At 57.0% G+C, this 15151-nt stretch carries 17 protein-coding genes; 6 read left to right on the top strand and 11 right to left on the bottom strand.

Going from position 1 to position 15151, the window contains the following annotated elements:
• Positions 1–157 precede the first annotated feature (157 nt).
• Complete coding sequence (nhaD, locus tag VEB01_RS10190; RefSeq protein WP_324875110.1) at positions 158–1588, top strand: sodium:proton antiporter NhaD; 1431 nt, start codon at positions 158–160, stop codon at positions 1586–1588.
• A 156-nt stretch (positions 1589–1744) separates the two neighbouring features.
• Here the strand turns inward: nhaD and VEB01_RS10185 are convergent, their stop codons facing one another.
• Positions 1745–2053, bottom strand: a complete 309-nt coding sequence (locus VEB01_RS10185) for a hypothetical protein (protein WP_324875108.1) — start codon at positions 2051–2053, stop codon at positions 1745–1747.
• 250 nt (positions 2054–2303) lie between these two features.
• Between VEB01_RS10185 and VEB01_RS10180 the strand changes: the two genes are divergently transcribed.
• Together VEB01_RS10180 and VEB01_RS10175 are read left to right on the top strand one after the other, a co-directional pair.
• Positions 2304–2969, top strand: coding sequence for a cupin domain-containing protein (locus VEB01_RS10180; RefSeq protein ID WP_324875106.1), 666 nt, complete (start codon positions 2304–2306; stop codon positions 2967–2969).
• 90 nt (positions 2970–3059) lie between these two features.
• Positions 3060–3218: a DUF7230 family protein gene (locus tag VEB01_RS10175; protein ID WP_324875104.1), complete on the top strand. Its 159-nt coding sequence runs from the start codon at positions 3060–3062 to the stop codon at positions 3216–3218.
• Positions 3219–3261: 43 nt separating this feature from the next.
• On the opposite strand, the gene VEB01_RS10170 is transcribed toward VEB01_RS10175, so the two are convergent.
• The 4 genes from VEB01_RS10170 to VEB01_RS10155 form a co-directional block, all read right to left on the bottom strand.
• Positions 3262–3972: an HAD family hydrolase gene (locus VEB01_RS10170; RefSeq protein ID WP_324875102.1), complete on the bottom strand. Its 711-nt coding sequence runs from the start codon at positions 3970–3972 to the stop codon at positions 3262–3264.
• Positions 3969–4247, bottom strand: a complete 279-nt coding sequence (locus VEB01_RS10165) for a hypothetical protein (RefSeq protein WP_324875100.1) — start codon at positions 4245–4247, stop codon at positions 3969–3971. Before VEB01_RS10165 ends, VEB01_RS10170 begins: the two co-directional genes overlap by 4 nt.
• A gap of 90 nt (positions 4248–4337) precedes the next feature.
• The gene (locus VEB01_RS10160; protein WP_324875098.1) at positions 4338–5291 is read right to left on the bottom strand and encodes a nucleotidyltransferase domain-containing protein; all 954 of its coding nucleotides are present in this window, start codon (positions 5289–5291) and stop codon (positions 4338–4340) included.
• A 14-nt stretch (positions 5292–5305) separates the two neighbouring features.
• Positions 5306–6550 carry a multifunctional CCA addition/repair protein gene (locus tag VEB01_RS10155; protein ID WP_324875096.1) on the bottom strand — a complete coding sequence of 415 codons (1245 nt, stop codon included), beginning with the start codon at positions 6548–6550 and terminating at the stop codon, positions 5306–5308.
• A 68-nt stretch (positions 6551–6618) separates the two neighbouring features.
• Between VEB01_RS10155 and VEB01_RS10150 the strand changes: the two genes are divergently transcribed.
• Positions 6619–7437 carry a sulfite exporter TauE/SafE family protein gene (locus VEB01_RS10150; RefSeq protein WP_324875094.1) on the top strand — a complete coding sequence of 273 codons (819 nt, stop codon included), beginning with the start codon at positions 6619–6621 and terminating at the stop codon, positions 7435–7437.
• A gap of 129 nt (positions 7438–7566) precedes the next feature.
• Positions 7567–7845: an Rdx family protein gene (locus VEB01_RS10145; protein ID WP_324875092.1), complete on the top strand. Its 279-nt coding sequence runs from the start codon at positions 7567–7569 to the stop codon at positions 7843–7845.
• Between the two features lie 231 nt (positions 7846–8076).
• On the opposite strand, the gene VEB01_RS10140 is transcribed toward VEB01_RS10145, so the two are convergent.
• From VEB01_RS10140 to VEB01_RS10115, 6 genes are read right to left on the bottom strand one after another with little or no spacing between them, the layout of a single operon-like run.
• A complete protein-coding gene (locus tag VEB01_RS10140; RefSeq protein WP_324875090.1) occupies positions 8077–8499 on the bottom strand; it encodes a type IV pilin protein in 423 nt (140 codons plus the stop codon).
• Between the two features lie 10 nt (positions 8500–8509).
• A complete protein-coding gene (locus VEB01_RS10135; protein ID WP_324875088.1) occupies positions 8510–11878 on the bottom strand; it encodes a pilus assembly protein in 3369 nt (1122 codons plus the stop codon).
• A gap of 23 nt (positions 11879–11901) precedes the next feature.
• Complete coding sequence (locus VEB01_RS10130) at positions 11902–12447, bottom strand: PilX N-terminal domain-containing pilus assembly protein (protein ID WP_324875086.1); 546 nt, start codon at positions 12445–12447, stop codon at positions 11902–11904.
• Positions 12444–13445, bottom strand: a complete 1002-nt coding sequence (locus VEB01_RS10125; RefSeq protein WP_324875084.1) for a PilW family protein — start codon at positions 13443–13445, stop codon at positions 12444–12446. Before VEB01_RS10125 ends, VEB01_RS10130 begins: the two co-directional genes overlap by 4 nt.
• Positions 13442–14062, bottom strand: a complete 621-nt coding sequence (gene pilV / locus VEB01_RS10120) for a type IV pilus modification protein PilV (protein WP_324875083.1) — start codon at positions 14060–14062, stop codon at positions 13442–13444. The genes VEB01_RS10125 and pilV overlap by 4 nt, the downstream gene beginning before the upstream one ends.
• A gap of 59 nt (positions 14063–14121) precedes the next feature.
• Positions 14122–14751, bottom strand: coding sequence for a GspH/FimT family pseudopilin (locus VEB01_RS10115; RefSeq protein ID WP_324875081.1), 630 nt, complete (start codon positions 14749–14751; stop codon positions 14122–14124).
• A gap of 262 nt (positions 14752–15013) precedes the next feature.
• Here VEB01_RS10115 and VEB01_RS10110 point away from each other — a divergent pair.
• Positions 15014–15151, top strand: a 138-nt coding sequence (locus VEB01_RS10110; protein WP_324875127.1) for a transposase, incomplete at its 3' end; no start/stop codon positions are given.

Here is a 15151-nt window from a genome sequence, read left to right as displayed (position 1 = left end):
AATTTTTCGGGTTTTTGGGCGGTGCAGGCATGAAACACGCGTTCCGACTCGATAAAAGCGAATGCTACCATTCTCTACTGAAACAGTAAGATTTATGTGACGTAGCACTGCCCCCCAGGCGCGACGCGTTTCTCGAATCGGAAGGAGAGGCCATCGAATGATTTTGAATTTCAAGCTTTTATTGGCATGTTTGTTGGCGGTCTTTCCGCTCGCTACTCTGGCCGCCCCGGTGGAAGGCCAAGCTTTGGATCTGACCGGGCATTTCGTCGGCTATTTGTCGATAGCCGCTTTTGTGCTGGCTTATATCTTCGTCGTTTTGGAAGAAGTCACCGAACTCAGGAAATCCAAGCCCGTGATGCTGGCCGCGGCGATCATCTGGGCCGCGATTGCCGTCGTCTACAACAGACACGGCCAACCGCAGTTGGCCGAAGACGCGGTGCGGACCTTGGTACTGGATTACGGCGAGCTGCTCCTGTTCCTGATCGTATCGATCACCTACGTCAACGCGCTAGAAGAACGGCAGGTATTTGAGGCGGTCAGGGCTTGGCTGATCAGCAAGGGTCTCGGGTATCGCTCGCTGTTTTGGATAACGGGCATTCTGGCTTTTTTCATCTCGTCCATCTCCAACAATATGACCACGGCGATGCTGATGACCGCCGTCGTGATGGCCGTCGGCAAGGACAGCCCCCGCTTCGTCGCGCTATCCTGCGTCAACACCGTGGTGGCCGTGAACGCCGGCGGCGCTTTCTGCCCCTTCGGTGACATCACGACGCTGATGGTCTGGCAGCAGCATAAGATCACGTTCTGGGGCTTCTTCGTCCTGTTCGTTCCTTCGGTCATCAATTTCGTGCTGCCGGCCGCCATCATGCATTTTGCGATACCGGATTCACGCCCGGCCGAAATCAAGGATGTCACCAAAATGAAGCGCGGCGCCAAGCGGATCGTCGCCTTGTTCCTCCTGACCATCGCGACTGCCGTGGTGTTCTCGAATATCCTGCATTTGCCGGCCGCGGTGGGAATGATGGCCGGTCTGACTTACATCCAGTTCTTCGGCTATTACCTGCACATAACCCATCGCGAAGAAGCCGAGGTACCTTCCGAACTGATGGATCGGCACGAAGAGGAAGAAGCGCGCCCGGGCGAGGAGCGGTTCGATATCTTCCAGAAACTGGCGCAGCTGGAGTGGGACACGCTGCTGTTTTTCTACGGCGTGGTGCTGTGCGTGGGTGGGCTCGATTTTCTGGGCTATCTGGGCCACGCCTCGCAATATCTCTATGGGGAACTGGGAGCGACGCCGGCCAACATTCTGGTAGGCATCGCCTCCGCTTTCGTGGACAACATTCCGGTCATGTTCGCCATCTTGTCCATGAATCCGGATATCTCCACGGGACAGTGGCTTTTGGTGACTTTGACCGCCGGGGTCGGCGGCAGCTTGCTGTCGGTCGGCTCGGCGGCGGGCGTCGCGCTCATGGGCCAGACGCGGGGCGCCTACACGTTCCTCAGTCATCTGAAATGGATGCCGGCGATTGCGCTCGGCTATGCGGGCAGCATCGTCGCTCACTTCTGGCTCAATGCCGCGCTGTTCTGATCGGCGCTGCCGGACAGGCCGGGCAAACAATCCGGCCTGTCGCGCATCTTAGTAAATAGTCATGCAGAATCGCGGTGATAAATCGTAGGATGCGGTGACGAAGAAACCGCATCGTTCGCGATTGATGCGTTACGGGTACTCACCGATCCTACAAGACTAGAAAGACGTTTCGAAAGGCTTCCGGCCCTTTTTCATCATGACCCAATAACGGAACAGGGCGGCGCAGATCGCCCCGGCCAGAATTGCCGTGACATCCATGCCGATTCCCAGCCAAAAGCCATGAGTATGGAAAGACTCGCCCAGCAGCGAACGCAGCACCACCTGCATCCAAAACAGGAAACCCCCGTAATAAACGATGACCCCGCCGATGGCCCAAGCCAATGCGGGCAGACTCAACCGCTGAGCGGTTTGATAGAACCAAACCGCGATCGCCAAGATGACAACCATCGACAATGCCGCAATCATAGTTTCCTCCCGTTCGATTTTTCCGGCACTCTATCAAACCGCACAGCGTGCGTGAAGAAACGGAAAATAACCGTTTCGACCAACCCGTGCGGAAATCCTGATCAATCACGTGCAGCCTGCATGTCGCGCGGCCTGGAAGAGATTGTTCTCCGTTTTTGCAGAACTTTATCCACAGATTTTGTGGACAAAAATGTTCCATTAGAATAACCAGTCGTCGCTGGCTGCCGAGGACCATTCCGGAATGCTCAAATTGTCTGAAGCATCGATGAGCGCGTTGCTGGCCGATCTGCCTGAGAATTTGCCCGAGGAAAAATTCGAAGTCCTGCTGGAAACACCGGCTTTCCGGCTGGAGCGTATTCTTTCCCGAGGCCATGTCACACCGGAAGGACAATGGTACGATCAAGACCGGAACGAATGGGTGCTGCTGCTTCTGGGTCAGGCGCGCCTCTCGATCGAGGGGCAGTCCAACGAAGCGGTTTTGCACCCCGGCGACGCCCTCTTGCTTCCGGCCCATTGCCGCCATCGCGTAAACTGGACGCCCGAGGATACGATTACCGTCTGGCTGGCTTTGCACTATGGCGGAGAGATAGAGGCTGCCTTGGATCCACTATCAACCCTTAAACGAATAGGAGAGAACGATATGACCGATATCCGTATCGAACGGCAAGTCGGAGAAGACCGGCTGAAGTCGCTTGGCGTGCGGCAATGGCCCGTGTGGGGCAAGGAACCGTCCGAATTCCCATGGACTTATGACGAGACCGAAACCTGCTATCTCCTGGAAGGGCGCGTGATCGTGACGCCCGAAGGCGGCGAGCCGGTGGAATTCGCCAAAGGCGATCTGGTGACGTTCCGGACCGGGCTGCAGTGCACCTGGAAAATCCTCGAAACCGTGCGAAAGCACTACAACTTTTCCTGAAACGAGCTCGGGAACCGATCCTTCTTGAAACGGTCTGAGCTGCGAGCCGGTATCCGGCGAAAGCAAGACGATTTGAACGAGAGCAAAACCATGACCAAGAAAACCAAACGACCCGCGATCCCGCTAACCAATCCCGTCGCCAAACATGCCGGGAAGTTCAACCGCGCCGCGACGTTCCGTGACGGCCGCACTTACACCCGCAAACTCAAACATAAAAGCCAAGAGCCTTTTCCGATCCGCGCCGCCTGATCGGAAAAGGCTCTTGGTTGGGGAACGGCACCGACATCCCGCATCATCGGACTGTTTCAAGCAGGTCAGCAAAATCCTGCAAGGCCGGAAAGCTGAGCACCGCCAGTTCCGCCAGCCTATTGCGCATCTCTTCGCGCCGTTGAATCAGCACCGGAATGGTCCCCGCGGCACGCGCCGCTTCAAGGCCGGTTCCCGAGTCCTCCAGCACGACGCATAGGCCTGGCGGAACATTCAAACGTTTCGCCGCCTCAAGAAAGAGGTCGGGTGCCGGCTTTCCCCGTTCGACCTGATTGCGGGTCACAACAATCGGAAAAGATTCCTCTATGCCGGATCGGTGCAAGCACTCCCTGGCGTAAGGGCCGTCGCTATTGGTGGCAAGTGCGTAGGAGATCGCTCGATGTTGCAGGATGATGAGCAGCTCTTTCAAACCCGCCATCGGCCCGATGCCGTGATCGTCGAGATAGCTCCTCCAGTGTCGCTCGGCGGACTGATGGAACAATCCGCGGTCGAAGGCATCGCCGAGCGCAGCCCTCAATGCCCGCTCCACGTCGTCGGCATGGTGGCCGAACAATCCCCGGCAGAATTCCTCGCTTAACTCGAAACCTAGGTCGGCCGCGGCCGACCGCCAGGCGTGGCAATAGGTCGATTCGGTGTCCAAAGCCAAACCGTCCATGTCGAAGATGACCGCACGGAAGCTGGGGAGTGTCAAACGCTCTTGGGATAGCTCCGGCGAGAGGTCAGGAGCAAAAGTCATGAGGTCTGCTTGAGCATGATCCGGTTACGGAACAGCGCGGCGCCAAAAGCACCGAGCAGGGCGCCCGACAGCTCGATCATGATGCCGGCGGTCATGCTGTAATACGTGAATGACCCGCCCAGCAAGGGCTTCAAGATGGCGTAGGTCCAGATCGCCTTGATCCCGTAGTAGACGATCAGCGCGCCGACGATCCATTGCAGCACGTTGAGGTTGAGCCGAGTCGCCGTGCGATAAAACCACACGCAGATGAGTACCGAAATAATGCCGCCGATCATATTTTTCTCCTCTTTAATGTTGTTTTGAGGGTTGCAAGGGCCGAAATGTAACAAACGACATCGACCTTGCCTATGCGGGTTCAAGATCGTTCACCGCCCGACCACCACCTTGATGTATTCCCCCGAGGCTTCGCGGCTGGAGCCCACGACGATGCGTCGCTGCCCGGTTAGCGACTCTTCCAGCAGACCTGAAATCTCCACGACCTCTCCGGCCAAGGCCTGGCCCACATAGGTGTGGGTAAAACTGACGGCTTCCGTGATCTCGGGATGCAGCAATCGGTACACGGCCGGATAATCGAACGCGTAAGTCGCATCCGCTATTTGCGCTCGAACCAGGATCGGCCCAAGCTTGCGGACCGGGCCCGATTCTCTCGACGGCAGCTCGTCCACCAAGGTGATATCGAATTTCGTTCCGTCGATCAGCGCCTTGTTCAACTTACGGCGCTCATGCCAGAGAAACTCCTCGAATGTCAATGCGCAACCACGCCGGTCGTAGGCATCGCGCCAGGCCATGCCGTCGAGGTCTTGCAGTTCTCCCGTTTCGATCAACCGCCTAACGATCTCGCGAGCCTCGAAGAAAACTTTGCGTCCGTAGATAACGAAATCGAGATCGGATTTCGGCGTTTGGGCGCCGATCAATAGAGACCCGGTTAGGCCGACTTGGCCCAATTCCAGTCCGTGCGCACCGAATTTTTGCAGCAATCGAACCGCTTTCCGCTCGATCTCGTCTCGCGGTGTCGACTTCAGCAATTCGCGCACACGTTCCTGCGGCCGGTGATGCCGGCGAATGTTTTTCAGCGGCACGGCATGGAGTCTTGCGTCGAGCCGCTTCGATGAAAATAGATATTGGGGCGCCCGAGCTTGCAGGTAAGCATTGGCTTCATCAGTACCCAATTTTCTGAGCTTTCCCTCGATCGGCACGTAACGAAGAAAACAGAGCACTCGATTGTCTTCGAGCAGGCTGTCCACGACAGCGAAAATCAATCCTTCGTGGGTCTCTACAAAATCGCGGGGCTGGTAAATCACGGCGGGTTTTAGATTCATTGCAAGCGCTACATTCAACCGGAACTTCGGCTTTCCAAAAATCGCTGTCGACAAATTTTCACGGCGTCGATCCGCGTCCGGCGCAGTTCGCAGCCCAGACTTTCCCCTTTGAATCCTTTCTCCAACAACGGTTGGACCGGAATCGCCAAGGCCGCTTCCCGCGCCATCCGCAGCCATTCGGCTTGCGGATAAGGCCGATTCTCGAAACCGGGGCGTCCTTTGGCATCGGCCTCACAGGCGAGAAGAAAGGCATCCAAGGCGTTATTCGTTCGGAGCGCGTCGAGCCGTTGCAACAAATCCACCACGGTCGCGGGGCGCAGTTCGAGTGCCCGGTGGCAATGGCCGTGATAGCGCATCACTTTTTCCGCCAACTTGCGGTAGGCATTGGGCACCTTCAGCCGCAGACAAAGGCTCTCCAGTGCGCCAAGCCCGGCTTTTTCGTGGCCGTGATGCCTTGGCCACAATTCCTTGGGCGTCAGCCCCTTACCCAGGTCGTGGGTCAAGGCGGCGAAGCGCACCACCGGATCCGGGCTCAGCCGGACAGCCTGGTCGAGAACCAGCAAGGTATGAAGGCCGGTGTCGACTTCCGGGTGATGCTCGGCGGGTTGCGGGACGCCGAACAATCGGTCGATTTCCGGGCACAGCCTGGTCAATGCGCCGCACTCCCGCATCACCTCAAAGAAAGCCCGGGGAGTCGGCTCGGACAAGGCGCGAGCCAATTCCGCCCAAACCCGCTCCGGCACCAGCGCATCCACTTCACCGGCGGCCACCATGCCCCGCATCAGGTCGAAAGTTTCTGCCGCTACCCGAAAGCCGAGCTGCGCGAAACGGGCGGCGAAGCGGGCGACGCGGAGGATGCGTACCGGATCTTCGCCGAATGCGGGCGAGACATGGCGGAGGACCCGATCGCCAAGATCCCGCGCGCCGCCATAGGGATCGATGAGCCGGCCTTCCTCGTCCAGGGCCATGGCGTTAATGGTCAGGTCGCGGCGGAGCAAATCCTGCTCCAGAGTCACGTCCGGCTCGGCATGGACGACAAAGCCGCGGTAACCGGGTGCGGTTTTCCGCTCCGTGCGGGCGAGCGCGTATTCCTCGCGGGTTTTGGGATGCAAAAACACGGGAAAATCCTTGCCGACCGGTTTAAAGCCTCGGACGATCATGCTTTCCGGCGTTTCGCCCACCACCACCCAGTCGCGCTCCTCCACCGGTCGCCCGAGCAGGCTATCCCTTACGGCACCGCCGACAAGATAAGTTTTCATGGGTTTTTAGCTTAAGCCCTGGTTCCTGTTAGCATACGGCCCCTATTTTAAACGCGGATGAGTAGAGCATGGGGGAAGAACTGGGACTTTACCTGGCTTTCGGCAGCTTGGCCGGCGTGCTGTCCGGCTTGTTCGGCATCGGTGGAGGCGTCGTGATCGTGCCGTTTCTGGTCTGGTTTTTCTCAAAGCGGGGATTCCCGCCGGATTCCGTCATGATCATGGCGGTGGCGACTTCCCTTGCAACCATCGTCGTCACGTCCATCTCCGCAGTTTATGCGCATCACCGCCTCGGTGCCGTCCGCTGGAATACGGTATTCCGGCTGGCTCCGGGAATACTGATCGGCTCCATAGCCGGATCGGTCATCGCCGATCAGTTGCCGGCGCATTGGTTCAAGCTGATTTTCGCTCTTTTCCTGCTCTATGTTGGGGGCCGGATTTTGATCGATTTAAAGACCGAAAGCTCGCAAAATCGTGTGCTGAGCGGATGGCTTTATTCCGCCGCCGGGGTGGGTATCGGCGCAGTCTCTTCGATCCTCGGAATAGGCGGCGGGACGCTGAGCGTTCCTTTTCTGGTCAAATGCCGATTTCCGATCCGAAACGCCGTCGCCATCTCCAGCGCCTGCGGTTTTCCCATAGCGGTCGCCGGCTCTTTAACATACATCGCCCTGGGCTGGGAAAAACCCGTTTTGCCGGTTTGGAGCCTAGGCTATGTTTATCTGCCCGCCTTTGCCGGCATCGTAACGACGAGTATTCCGTTTGCGCCCGTCGGCGCTAAACTCGCACATCGGGTGCCGACACGGAAGCTCAGGCGGATGTTTGCCGTGGTGGTATTCATTGTGGGAGCCAAGCTGCTTTGGCAGGCTGTGCGGCCCTGGATCGAAATTTAAAAGATTAAGCGTAGTAGGCCGGGATAAGCGAAGCGTTCCCGGCATTTCGCGCCGTCCGCCGGGAACGGCTATCGCCCCTTCGACGGGGCTCAGGACTGGCTTATCCCGGCCTACAAAGAGAGAAAGGCTATGACCGCAAAACCCCGCATCGAAATCGAATACTGCACTCAATGCCGTTGGCTGCTGCGCGCAGCCTGGCTGGCGCAGGAGCTTCTGACCACGTTCGAGGAGGAAATCGGCGAGGTGGCGCTTATTCCCGGTACGGGCGGAGTATTCGAAGTGCGGGCCTCGGGGAATACGCTTTGGTCCAGAAAGGGAGAGGGGCGCTTTCCCGAGGCGAAGGAACTTAAACAGCGGGTTAGAGATGCGATCGCGCCCGGAAGAGATCTGGGGCATTCGGACCGTTAAAATCGTAGGGTGGGTTAGCCGGTGCTCCGGCGTAACCCACCGATTGTCAGGAGATGGCGGGTTACGCCGGAAGGGTCGCGATTAAAGCGACCGTTTGCGATTGGAAGGGCTGCGATTAAAACCGCCGTTTGCGATTGGAAGGGTTGTCCTGGCGCTCCCAGGACAACCGTTTGCGATTGGAGCACCGGCTAACCCACCCTACGAATTACGGGGACGTCGCCAGCGGCAAAATTACCAGCAGTCGTCGACGGTGCCGCTACCGCTTTCCGTCTTGGTTCCTAGATTATTCAATGTCAGGTTGCCGCATACGGCATCGCTCCCCTGGCTGCCTTGAGGCGCCGCCTGGAGCGTGAAAGCGGTCGCGCTCGATGCCGTAATGCTGATCTGGTAGTACCCTTCCTCGGAGCTTGCCGGGTTCGCTGAATAGCCAAGCGCCGTCATGGTGCTCGCATAAGTTTTATTGTCCAAATAAAACTGTTCCTGCTTGGCGGCGGCGTTCATCAACGCGGCTTTGCCGTCCGAGCGCCGGGTTTTGATCATCTGGCTTTGATAGCCGGGAAAAGCAACCGCCGCCAATATTCCCACTACGGCAACCGCGATCATCAATTCCATCAGGGTAAAGCCCCGCGTCTTTCGAATACTTTGCATCTTCATAATCGATCTCTCATTCCTTCTCATACCAGAATGTTTTCCAAATCGCCCTGCTTTCCAAGGGATTTCGGAACTCTTCTTCCGGCGGGATATTCCCCGGAGTAATAAATTGTTTTCCGCCCAGTGACATGTAGATCGGATCGCTGGGGATGCCCGATCCGGTTTCGACAGAGCGCTCCTTCGTTTCAACACCATCGGAATCATTGCTGGTGTCGAAGTCGTAAACGCCAGCCGCATTGAACAGACTTACGACATAAGTGTAGGCTTTGCCCTCCGCCGGTCCGCACGTCACGTTATCGGCATCCCCGGAATCTCCCGCAGGTACATAAGTGCTGAAGAAGATTTTTCCGAAGAACGTCAATGGCGAAGCCAGAGACTTCTCACCGCCGTCCGCGCCAAGTCCCAAATCGATATACCATCCGCAGTCGCACGCATTGCTCGCCGTTGCCGTCACGGTTAGGTTGTCGAGGTTGCTCACCTGCCTGGTCGTCGTCGGAGGATCATCTGTCTCCGTATTGCGGTCCTTGAACATGTAGAACTGGTTTTGCACGTTGGTGTCCAGCGGATGTTCGCGGTCGCCGGAACCGATGATTACGGCATCGAAGTTGCCCGTGCCGTCTTTGGCCTGAACGAAGTCCGGCCTGTGGAAGAACCGGCGGTCGGGTTGTCCCGCGTGGCGTCCCACGGAAAGAATGGGCGTTATCGTCCATTGCGCTCGTTTATCTTCGTAAACCGGTGGATCGACTTCAGGAGGCGGAGGAGGCGGAGGAATCAAATCCGCACGCCAAACCACGCCGCCGGTATCGCCGACCAAGATTCTGTCTGTCAATCCGTCACTGTCCGTGTCCACGGCGGTTACGCTGGACGGTATGCTGTCCAGAAGGTCTGCGTGCGCCTTGCATTGGGTCGCCGGAATGCTTCCGCAGGTTTTGGCCGCTTTCCACACTAGAGCCCCGGTTTCGGCGTCTACGATATAGATTGCATTGCCTTCGCTGTCGTCGGTTCCAGTCGCGGCGTTATTGGAGTTGGCGCCGCTTCGGGTGTCTTTATTGGTGTCGTACCCGCCCGCGAAGATCACCACGGGCTTCTCGCCGCTACCCCAATTCAAGCTGCCGACGACCGGATCGGAGAAGGTCCATCCCAAGTCGTCGAAATTGCCGCCGCTGGTCTTGGTGATCGACCAGAGCATTTTAGGATCGTCCGGGTCGCTGATGTCCAGGGCGTAATAGGTTTTACCGCCGCGCCGCATGCCGATGTAGGCCCAGACTTTTTCACCCGATTCGATCGTGCCATCGCCATCGGTGTCCTTCATGTAGACGGCAGCCTTGCCGTCGAGCCCGTACACATGCGGCGTTGCATCCGCATTTTCCGCCAGGAGTTTTAGGTTGCCGATCAGAGATCTTGGCAGGAAAGCCCAATCCTCAACACCGCTGGGAACTTCGGGCGAACTGCCGGAGGTAGAGTTGCGGAACATATGCAGATAACCGTCGTTACCCGCCAACAGAATACGCACGTCCTGCACCGTGTTCGAATAGCCCGCCGCCGTTCGTGCACCATAATTGATGGGCGTCGGCTTCGAGTGCAAGGGATCGGCCATTAACCAAGGTTTTTGAGGGCTCTGGCCGCTCGGCGTGGCCCACGGATGCACGTCCGTGGTGCTCCCGTCGGCGTCCTGGTCGAATGGGTCGAGTCCACGGGCGAATTTGAGAAGGTCGACCGCCATGGTTTGGTCCGTCCCGGAAGCCGCCGCATAGCTGGCGGCGGTGGTCCAGCAATCGGTGGATGGCGAACAGGAGGTCGACTTGTTCGCACCCCTGAGCTTGAGCTTATCCCATATTACGGAGATGCCTGCCGTGGTCGCATCCGCGTTCAGCGCGCGGAATGCGGTGGGTGTTCCGTTCGTGTAGCTGTCGGGCTCGGTAAAAAGGTTTCGGGCGCCTGTCGCATTGCTGGTTCCGGGACTGCCGCTCAGAAAGCCGGGAATTTTTTGTCCGGCGCCGCCGCGCGATACGCTGCGGCCGTCTTTGCCCGAAACCTCCCCGATGCTCGTATCAGCCGCCACGACGTCGGCACCGGCCGGATTGGTCCAGAAGGTCGAGGCTTCGGTCTTGATGCGGCCGTCAGTCGCCGAGATGGCTTCGGTTCCGGTTTGATCCAGAACCTGCAAATTCTTGGTGGTCGGATCGACCGCCAATTTCAGGCGCTTGAGATTGCCGTTCCAACGAGGGGTGGCTTCCGGTTGAAACAAGGCATAAAACACGTTTTCGAGCGTTTCGGTGCGATTGAATACGTTGACCGGAACGGCGGCGGACACGAAGGTCGTGCTGATGCTCAAGATTTGTTTGAAGACATCCTTCAATTGATCGATGAGTTCCTGGGGATTGCTGCTCAAAGGCAGCGCCGCATTCGTGCCCCCCGCGGAAGCATAGCCGTTGGTGGTGGTATTGATCTTGGTCGGATCGACGAAGAAATAGGACGTGACGTTTTGGACGTCTTCCAGATCCGGATTGTGTTCTCCCCAGGTATCATCCGCCAGATCGGCATCGTGCATGAAGCGAATCACCGTCGAGAAATTGTCGTTGGTGCCGGTGATGTTCAACTGGTTCATGCCGCCGTTGGCCTTGGTCTCCATGATCGCCGTATCTGAATCGGACTCCTGTTGGGACACCTGAAACATGAAGTTGATGACGAAGACCTTGCTACAGTTAGTTACCAAAGGGCTTATGTAGCGGTTTCCCGTTTCTATGGAGCTGTCCCAACTGATGTTGGGGTTATCAACGGGCAAGTTTTGCTGGTTGTTCGTACTGTAATCGGTCCAGCCATTGTGTCCGTTGTAGATACCTTGGCCCGTCAAATAACGGAACAGCTCGAAATAGAGCTCCTTGCCCTGGAACGAATGGGCGAGATTGCCTTGCGGGACCGGGATTTGGGCGAGTTTGTTGTGCAGACGGCTGGTGCCGGTATCGAATCCCAGCAGCATATAGCCGCCGTTGCTACAACCGGTTTTGCTGGGGCCTTCGCAATTATTGTCGTTGTTGTGATTGATCATGAGCCCGAGCTTCACATTGGCGAGCTCCGGGGCCAAATCATCCGTCACTTTTCTCAATACGGCCCGCAACAGCTCGAAAAAACTGACGGTGCCGCTGGCTGGCAGATAAGTCGTTCCCGTACTCGGCGATACGGCCGTGCGGAGACTGTCGCATTCGCTGCCCTGACATGCGGTGGATCCGAGGTTCGACCGATAATCCAGGGCGAACATCACCATGGGACTTCCGCCCTCGGTGTTCGCAGGGTTCAGATAAATATCGGTGTCCTCGCCATGCGCGGATTGCAGAGTCAAAATGGCAATCAGAGAAGAAACCAGGGCTGTTGCGAATTTCATGGATGCACTCCGCGAGTTCTTATTCATTTGGGTATGATGCGCATCAGTCCGGCGCCCAAGCCGTCCGCGCCGCGCCCGACGCCTGTGGCGTCGTACTGGCTTTCCCCCAGGTAATAGGCCGATGCGAACATGGCCGAGCTGGTAGCCAAAAGACGTGGCGGCAAGCCGGTTCCCGGATTCTGGCGGGTGAGCCTTAGCTTGCTGGTGCCTGACCATTGGTTCGTGGTACAGCCGCTGCTTGTTGTGGCGTCGTCGCAAAATGGATCAGGTAGCTCTACATCGTTAGTGTCGCAAGCAGTTCCATTGGCTTTGGTTTCATTGGTCGTACAGAGAGCAAAACCGACACCGCCGATAACGGGGAGCAGACTGGGATTATTCACCAGATAATCGATCGCGGCCTGCGCTTGCTGAGACGCTGTCTGTTTATCCTCGGCGTTGCTGGCCATGCGCAGCTCCTGGGTGCTGGTCCGCATCCCGGCCAATCCGACCATTGTTACCACCAGGAGAATCAGCAGCGAGACCACCAGGGCGGCGCCTTTCTGCGTTTGAAGATCACTGAAGTGCTTCATGAGGCAGTAGCTCCTTGCAGGAGGAGTTGATATTGGGTATTTCGTAGCTGCACGGTGGTTGTATAAACCCGACGGTAATAGCGGTCGTTGAATGCATTGCCGCCGTTAACCGACAGGTCACCCAGCGTGTAAATCTTATTGTCGGTGTAGGAGAAATCCTGATCGGAGCTGCGTACCAGCACATAGATACGTGCGCTGACGGCGGTTTGCAGTTGAGTATCGGTGGGATCGGACAAATACTGGTTCGGAATCCCGTCGCCATCGGTATCGATGCCGAATTGGATGTGGAATTGCTCGATGCCTTCGGCTAACTGCCCCTCATCCTCCATCGTAGGTGTGCCACCGCTATGAGTTAAATACTTGCGGCGCAGCCAGGGTATACCGCTGCTATCGTTAGCGACGTGATATATGTTTACCTCGTATTGCCAATCCTGCTGTCCGGATGGAGTCGCAGTACCGTCCGATTTGACTAGATTTCCGCTGGCCCCTACCGTACGGACGTAAACGCGGCCGCTTTCGGGCAACGTGGTAGAGACACCCGCCACGTGCTTGACCGACAAGACACTGGTATTGGCTTTATAGCTGTAACCGGTACCGTTAACGACACACTGGAATTCCGTGCTGGGTACGGCGCTAGAGTTGGCGGGCTTAAAATATTGGATGGATTGGACCGGATTGAAGGCCCATCGAACTCCCGAAGCGCCACAATCTTGAGTAATCGGCAAGTCGGTAGAACCGGGATCACTAATATCTGAACCCGAACTCACCACGCCTCCCCAAAACCCCACCATCGACAAATCGCGTGCCAGAAGCTGCAAGGCATAGCGGGCGGACTCCTGCATGCGGGCGTTCCGCTCGTCCTGGTTGTAGCTCCCCTTGTTCTGGACGAACATGCTGGTGATGCCGGCGGTGACGAACAAGCCCAAGACCAGCGCCACCATGAGCTCCACCAAGCCGACGCCCGATTGCCTGAAAGTGGTATGCATCAATCTGCTCATGGTCCGATCCAGGTGGTGATGGATAAGATGCGGCGATAGCCGTTTGTGCCGCTCGGTCCGTCGTAACTTCCCTGGCCGCAGGTGCTGGCATTCGCGTTGGTCAAATCGGCCTGGCCGCGCCATGCGATGGTAACCGTGTAGGTGCCGGGCGAGCCGTCGGCCGGGCCGTTGATGCATGCGGTCGGATTGACCAAGCCGCCGGTTGAATTGCCATTCCGCGTTTCGCTGGCGCCATTCAATGCATCCCAAAAATTTCGCAAATCTAGGGCGGCAATTTGAGTGGATGTGCAGCCGGCCGAGCAATCCGGGGCGGCTGCAGGCGGGCTGGCTGCGTTTAATGTCTGCGTGCCATTGGCTGTGACGTAATTGATCAAAGACGTGCCTGATGAATTCAACCTCATCCTTTCAAGCAACTCGGCTGCCAGCGAGCTGGCGATGGTGCGCTGTACGGCTTCGTAACCCGATTGCTTGGCCTTGAGCTGAAGGGCGGCAATGCCGAGGACCCCTATGGAAAAGACCAAAACGCTGATCAGCACCTCCAGCAAGGAGAAGCCGAAGCCCCTTGATCTCGTGCAGATGCTTTGGGGACACGGAGTGAGATGGTCTGAAGGTTTCATTTTAAATTGCACGGATTTTTTGAGTGCCTTTTAAGACTGCTCTGATCGATTTGCTTTGCTTAAGGACAAGTCACGGCGTTTCCGGAACCGTCTTCATGCGTTCCGTCGTTATTGGAATCCCGTGTCGCCTGAACTCTTCCGGTGTTGGAGACTATGCTCCCCTTGGCCTTGGTTGCGCCTCGGCTGTCGCAAAAAACGAAGGTGCCGTTAAATCCTGTAGCAAAACCTTGTGTGTCATACCTAACTCGATTTCCACCGCTATAGGTGAGCGAGCCTCCTGACGCAAGCGGTGCTTTTACACGCAACAGACAGTCATCCACCGACGCTTCACATAGGGTGGTGTCACCGTCGTCTTCAAAATCGCCATCGCCGTCCCGATCCGAAAATACAACCCATCCATTTGTCCACGCCGCACTGTTGTCGCAATCGTTGCCGGCCGAGTTCCTTCTACACAACGTCACGGGAACGCCACGCTTGATGGCCTCACTTCTCGCAATGCTCAAATCTGCCACCAGTTCGTTAATTTGAGTGGTAATTCGATTATTGAGAATCGTGTCTCGAAAGCTGGGTACGCCGATCGCGAGCGTGATAGCGAGCACCGCTACCGTGACCATCAGCTCGATTAACGTAAAACCTTTTTCGTGTTTTGTTTTCATGCCGATAGTTATAGCAGCGCTTTTTGACTGCATCGGCGGAAACCGATAACCGGTAGGATTTACCCGACGAACGGTCGTTATGGAGTGGCGAACTCGATAGGCGGGAAGGGATTGGATGACACGGCTTCTTGCCCTCCGTTGTTCAAAGCAATCCGGTCAAGCCGCTGAACTCAGGCGAGCCCTCTATTTTTCCCTTTTTGATTAAGGAGCTTAGGGCGTGTCCTCAATTAAGGGGTCGCCAAAGACGACCAAAAGCGATTCAATTGAGAGAGTGAATTCAGAAGAAGGTCGCTGAATGGTACGACGGTATGGCTTACGGGACGATCAGTGGGAACGGATTCAAGACCTCCTTCCCGGACGCGAAGGGCATGTGGGGGTAACCGCTCGGGACAACCGGTTGTTTGTCGAAGCGGTGTTGTATCGTTATCGGGCC

It is taken from the genome of Methylocaldum sp. (assembly GCF_035627495.1).
Lineage (GTDB): Bacteria > Pseudomonadota > Gammaproteobacteria > Methylococcales > Methylococcaceae > Methylocaldum.
This window is presented reverse-complemented; position numbering and strand designations above follow the sequence as displayed.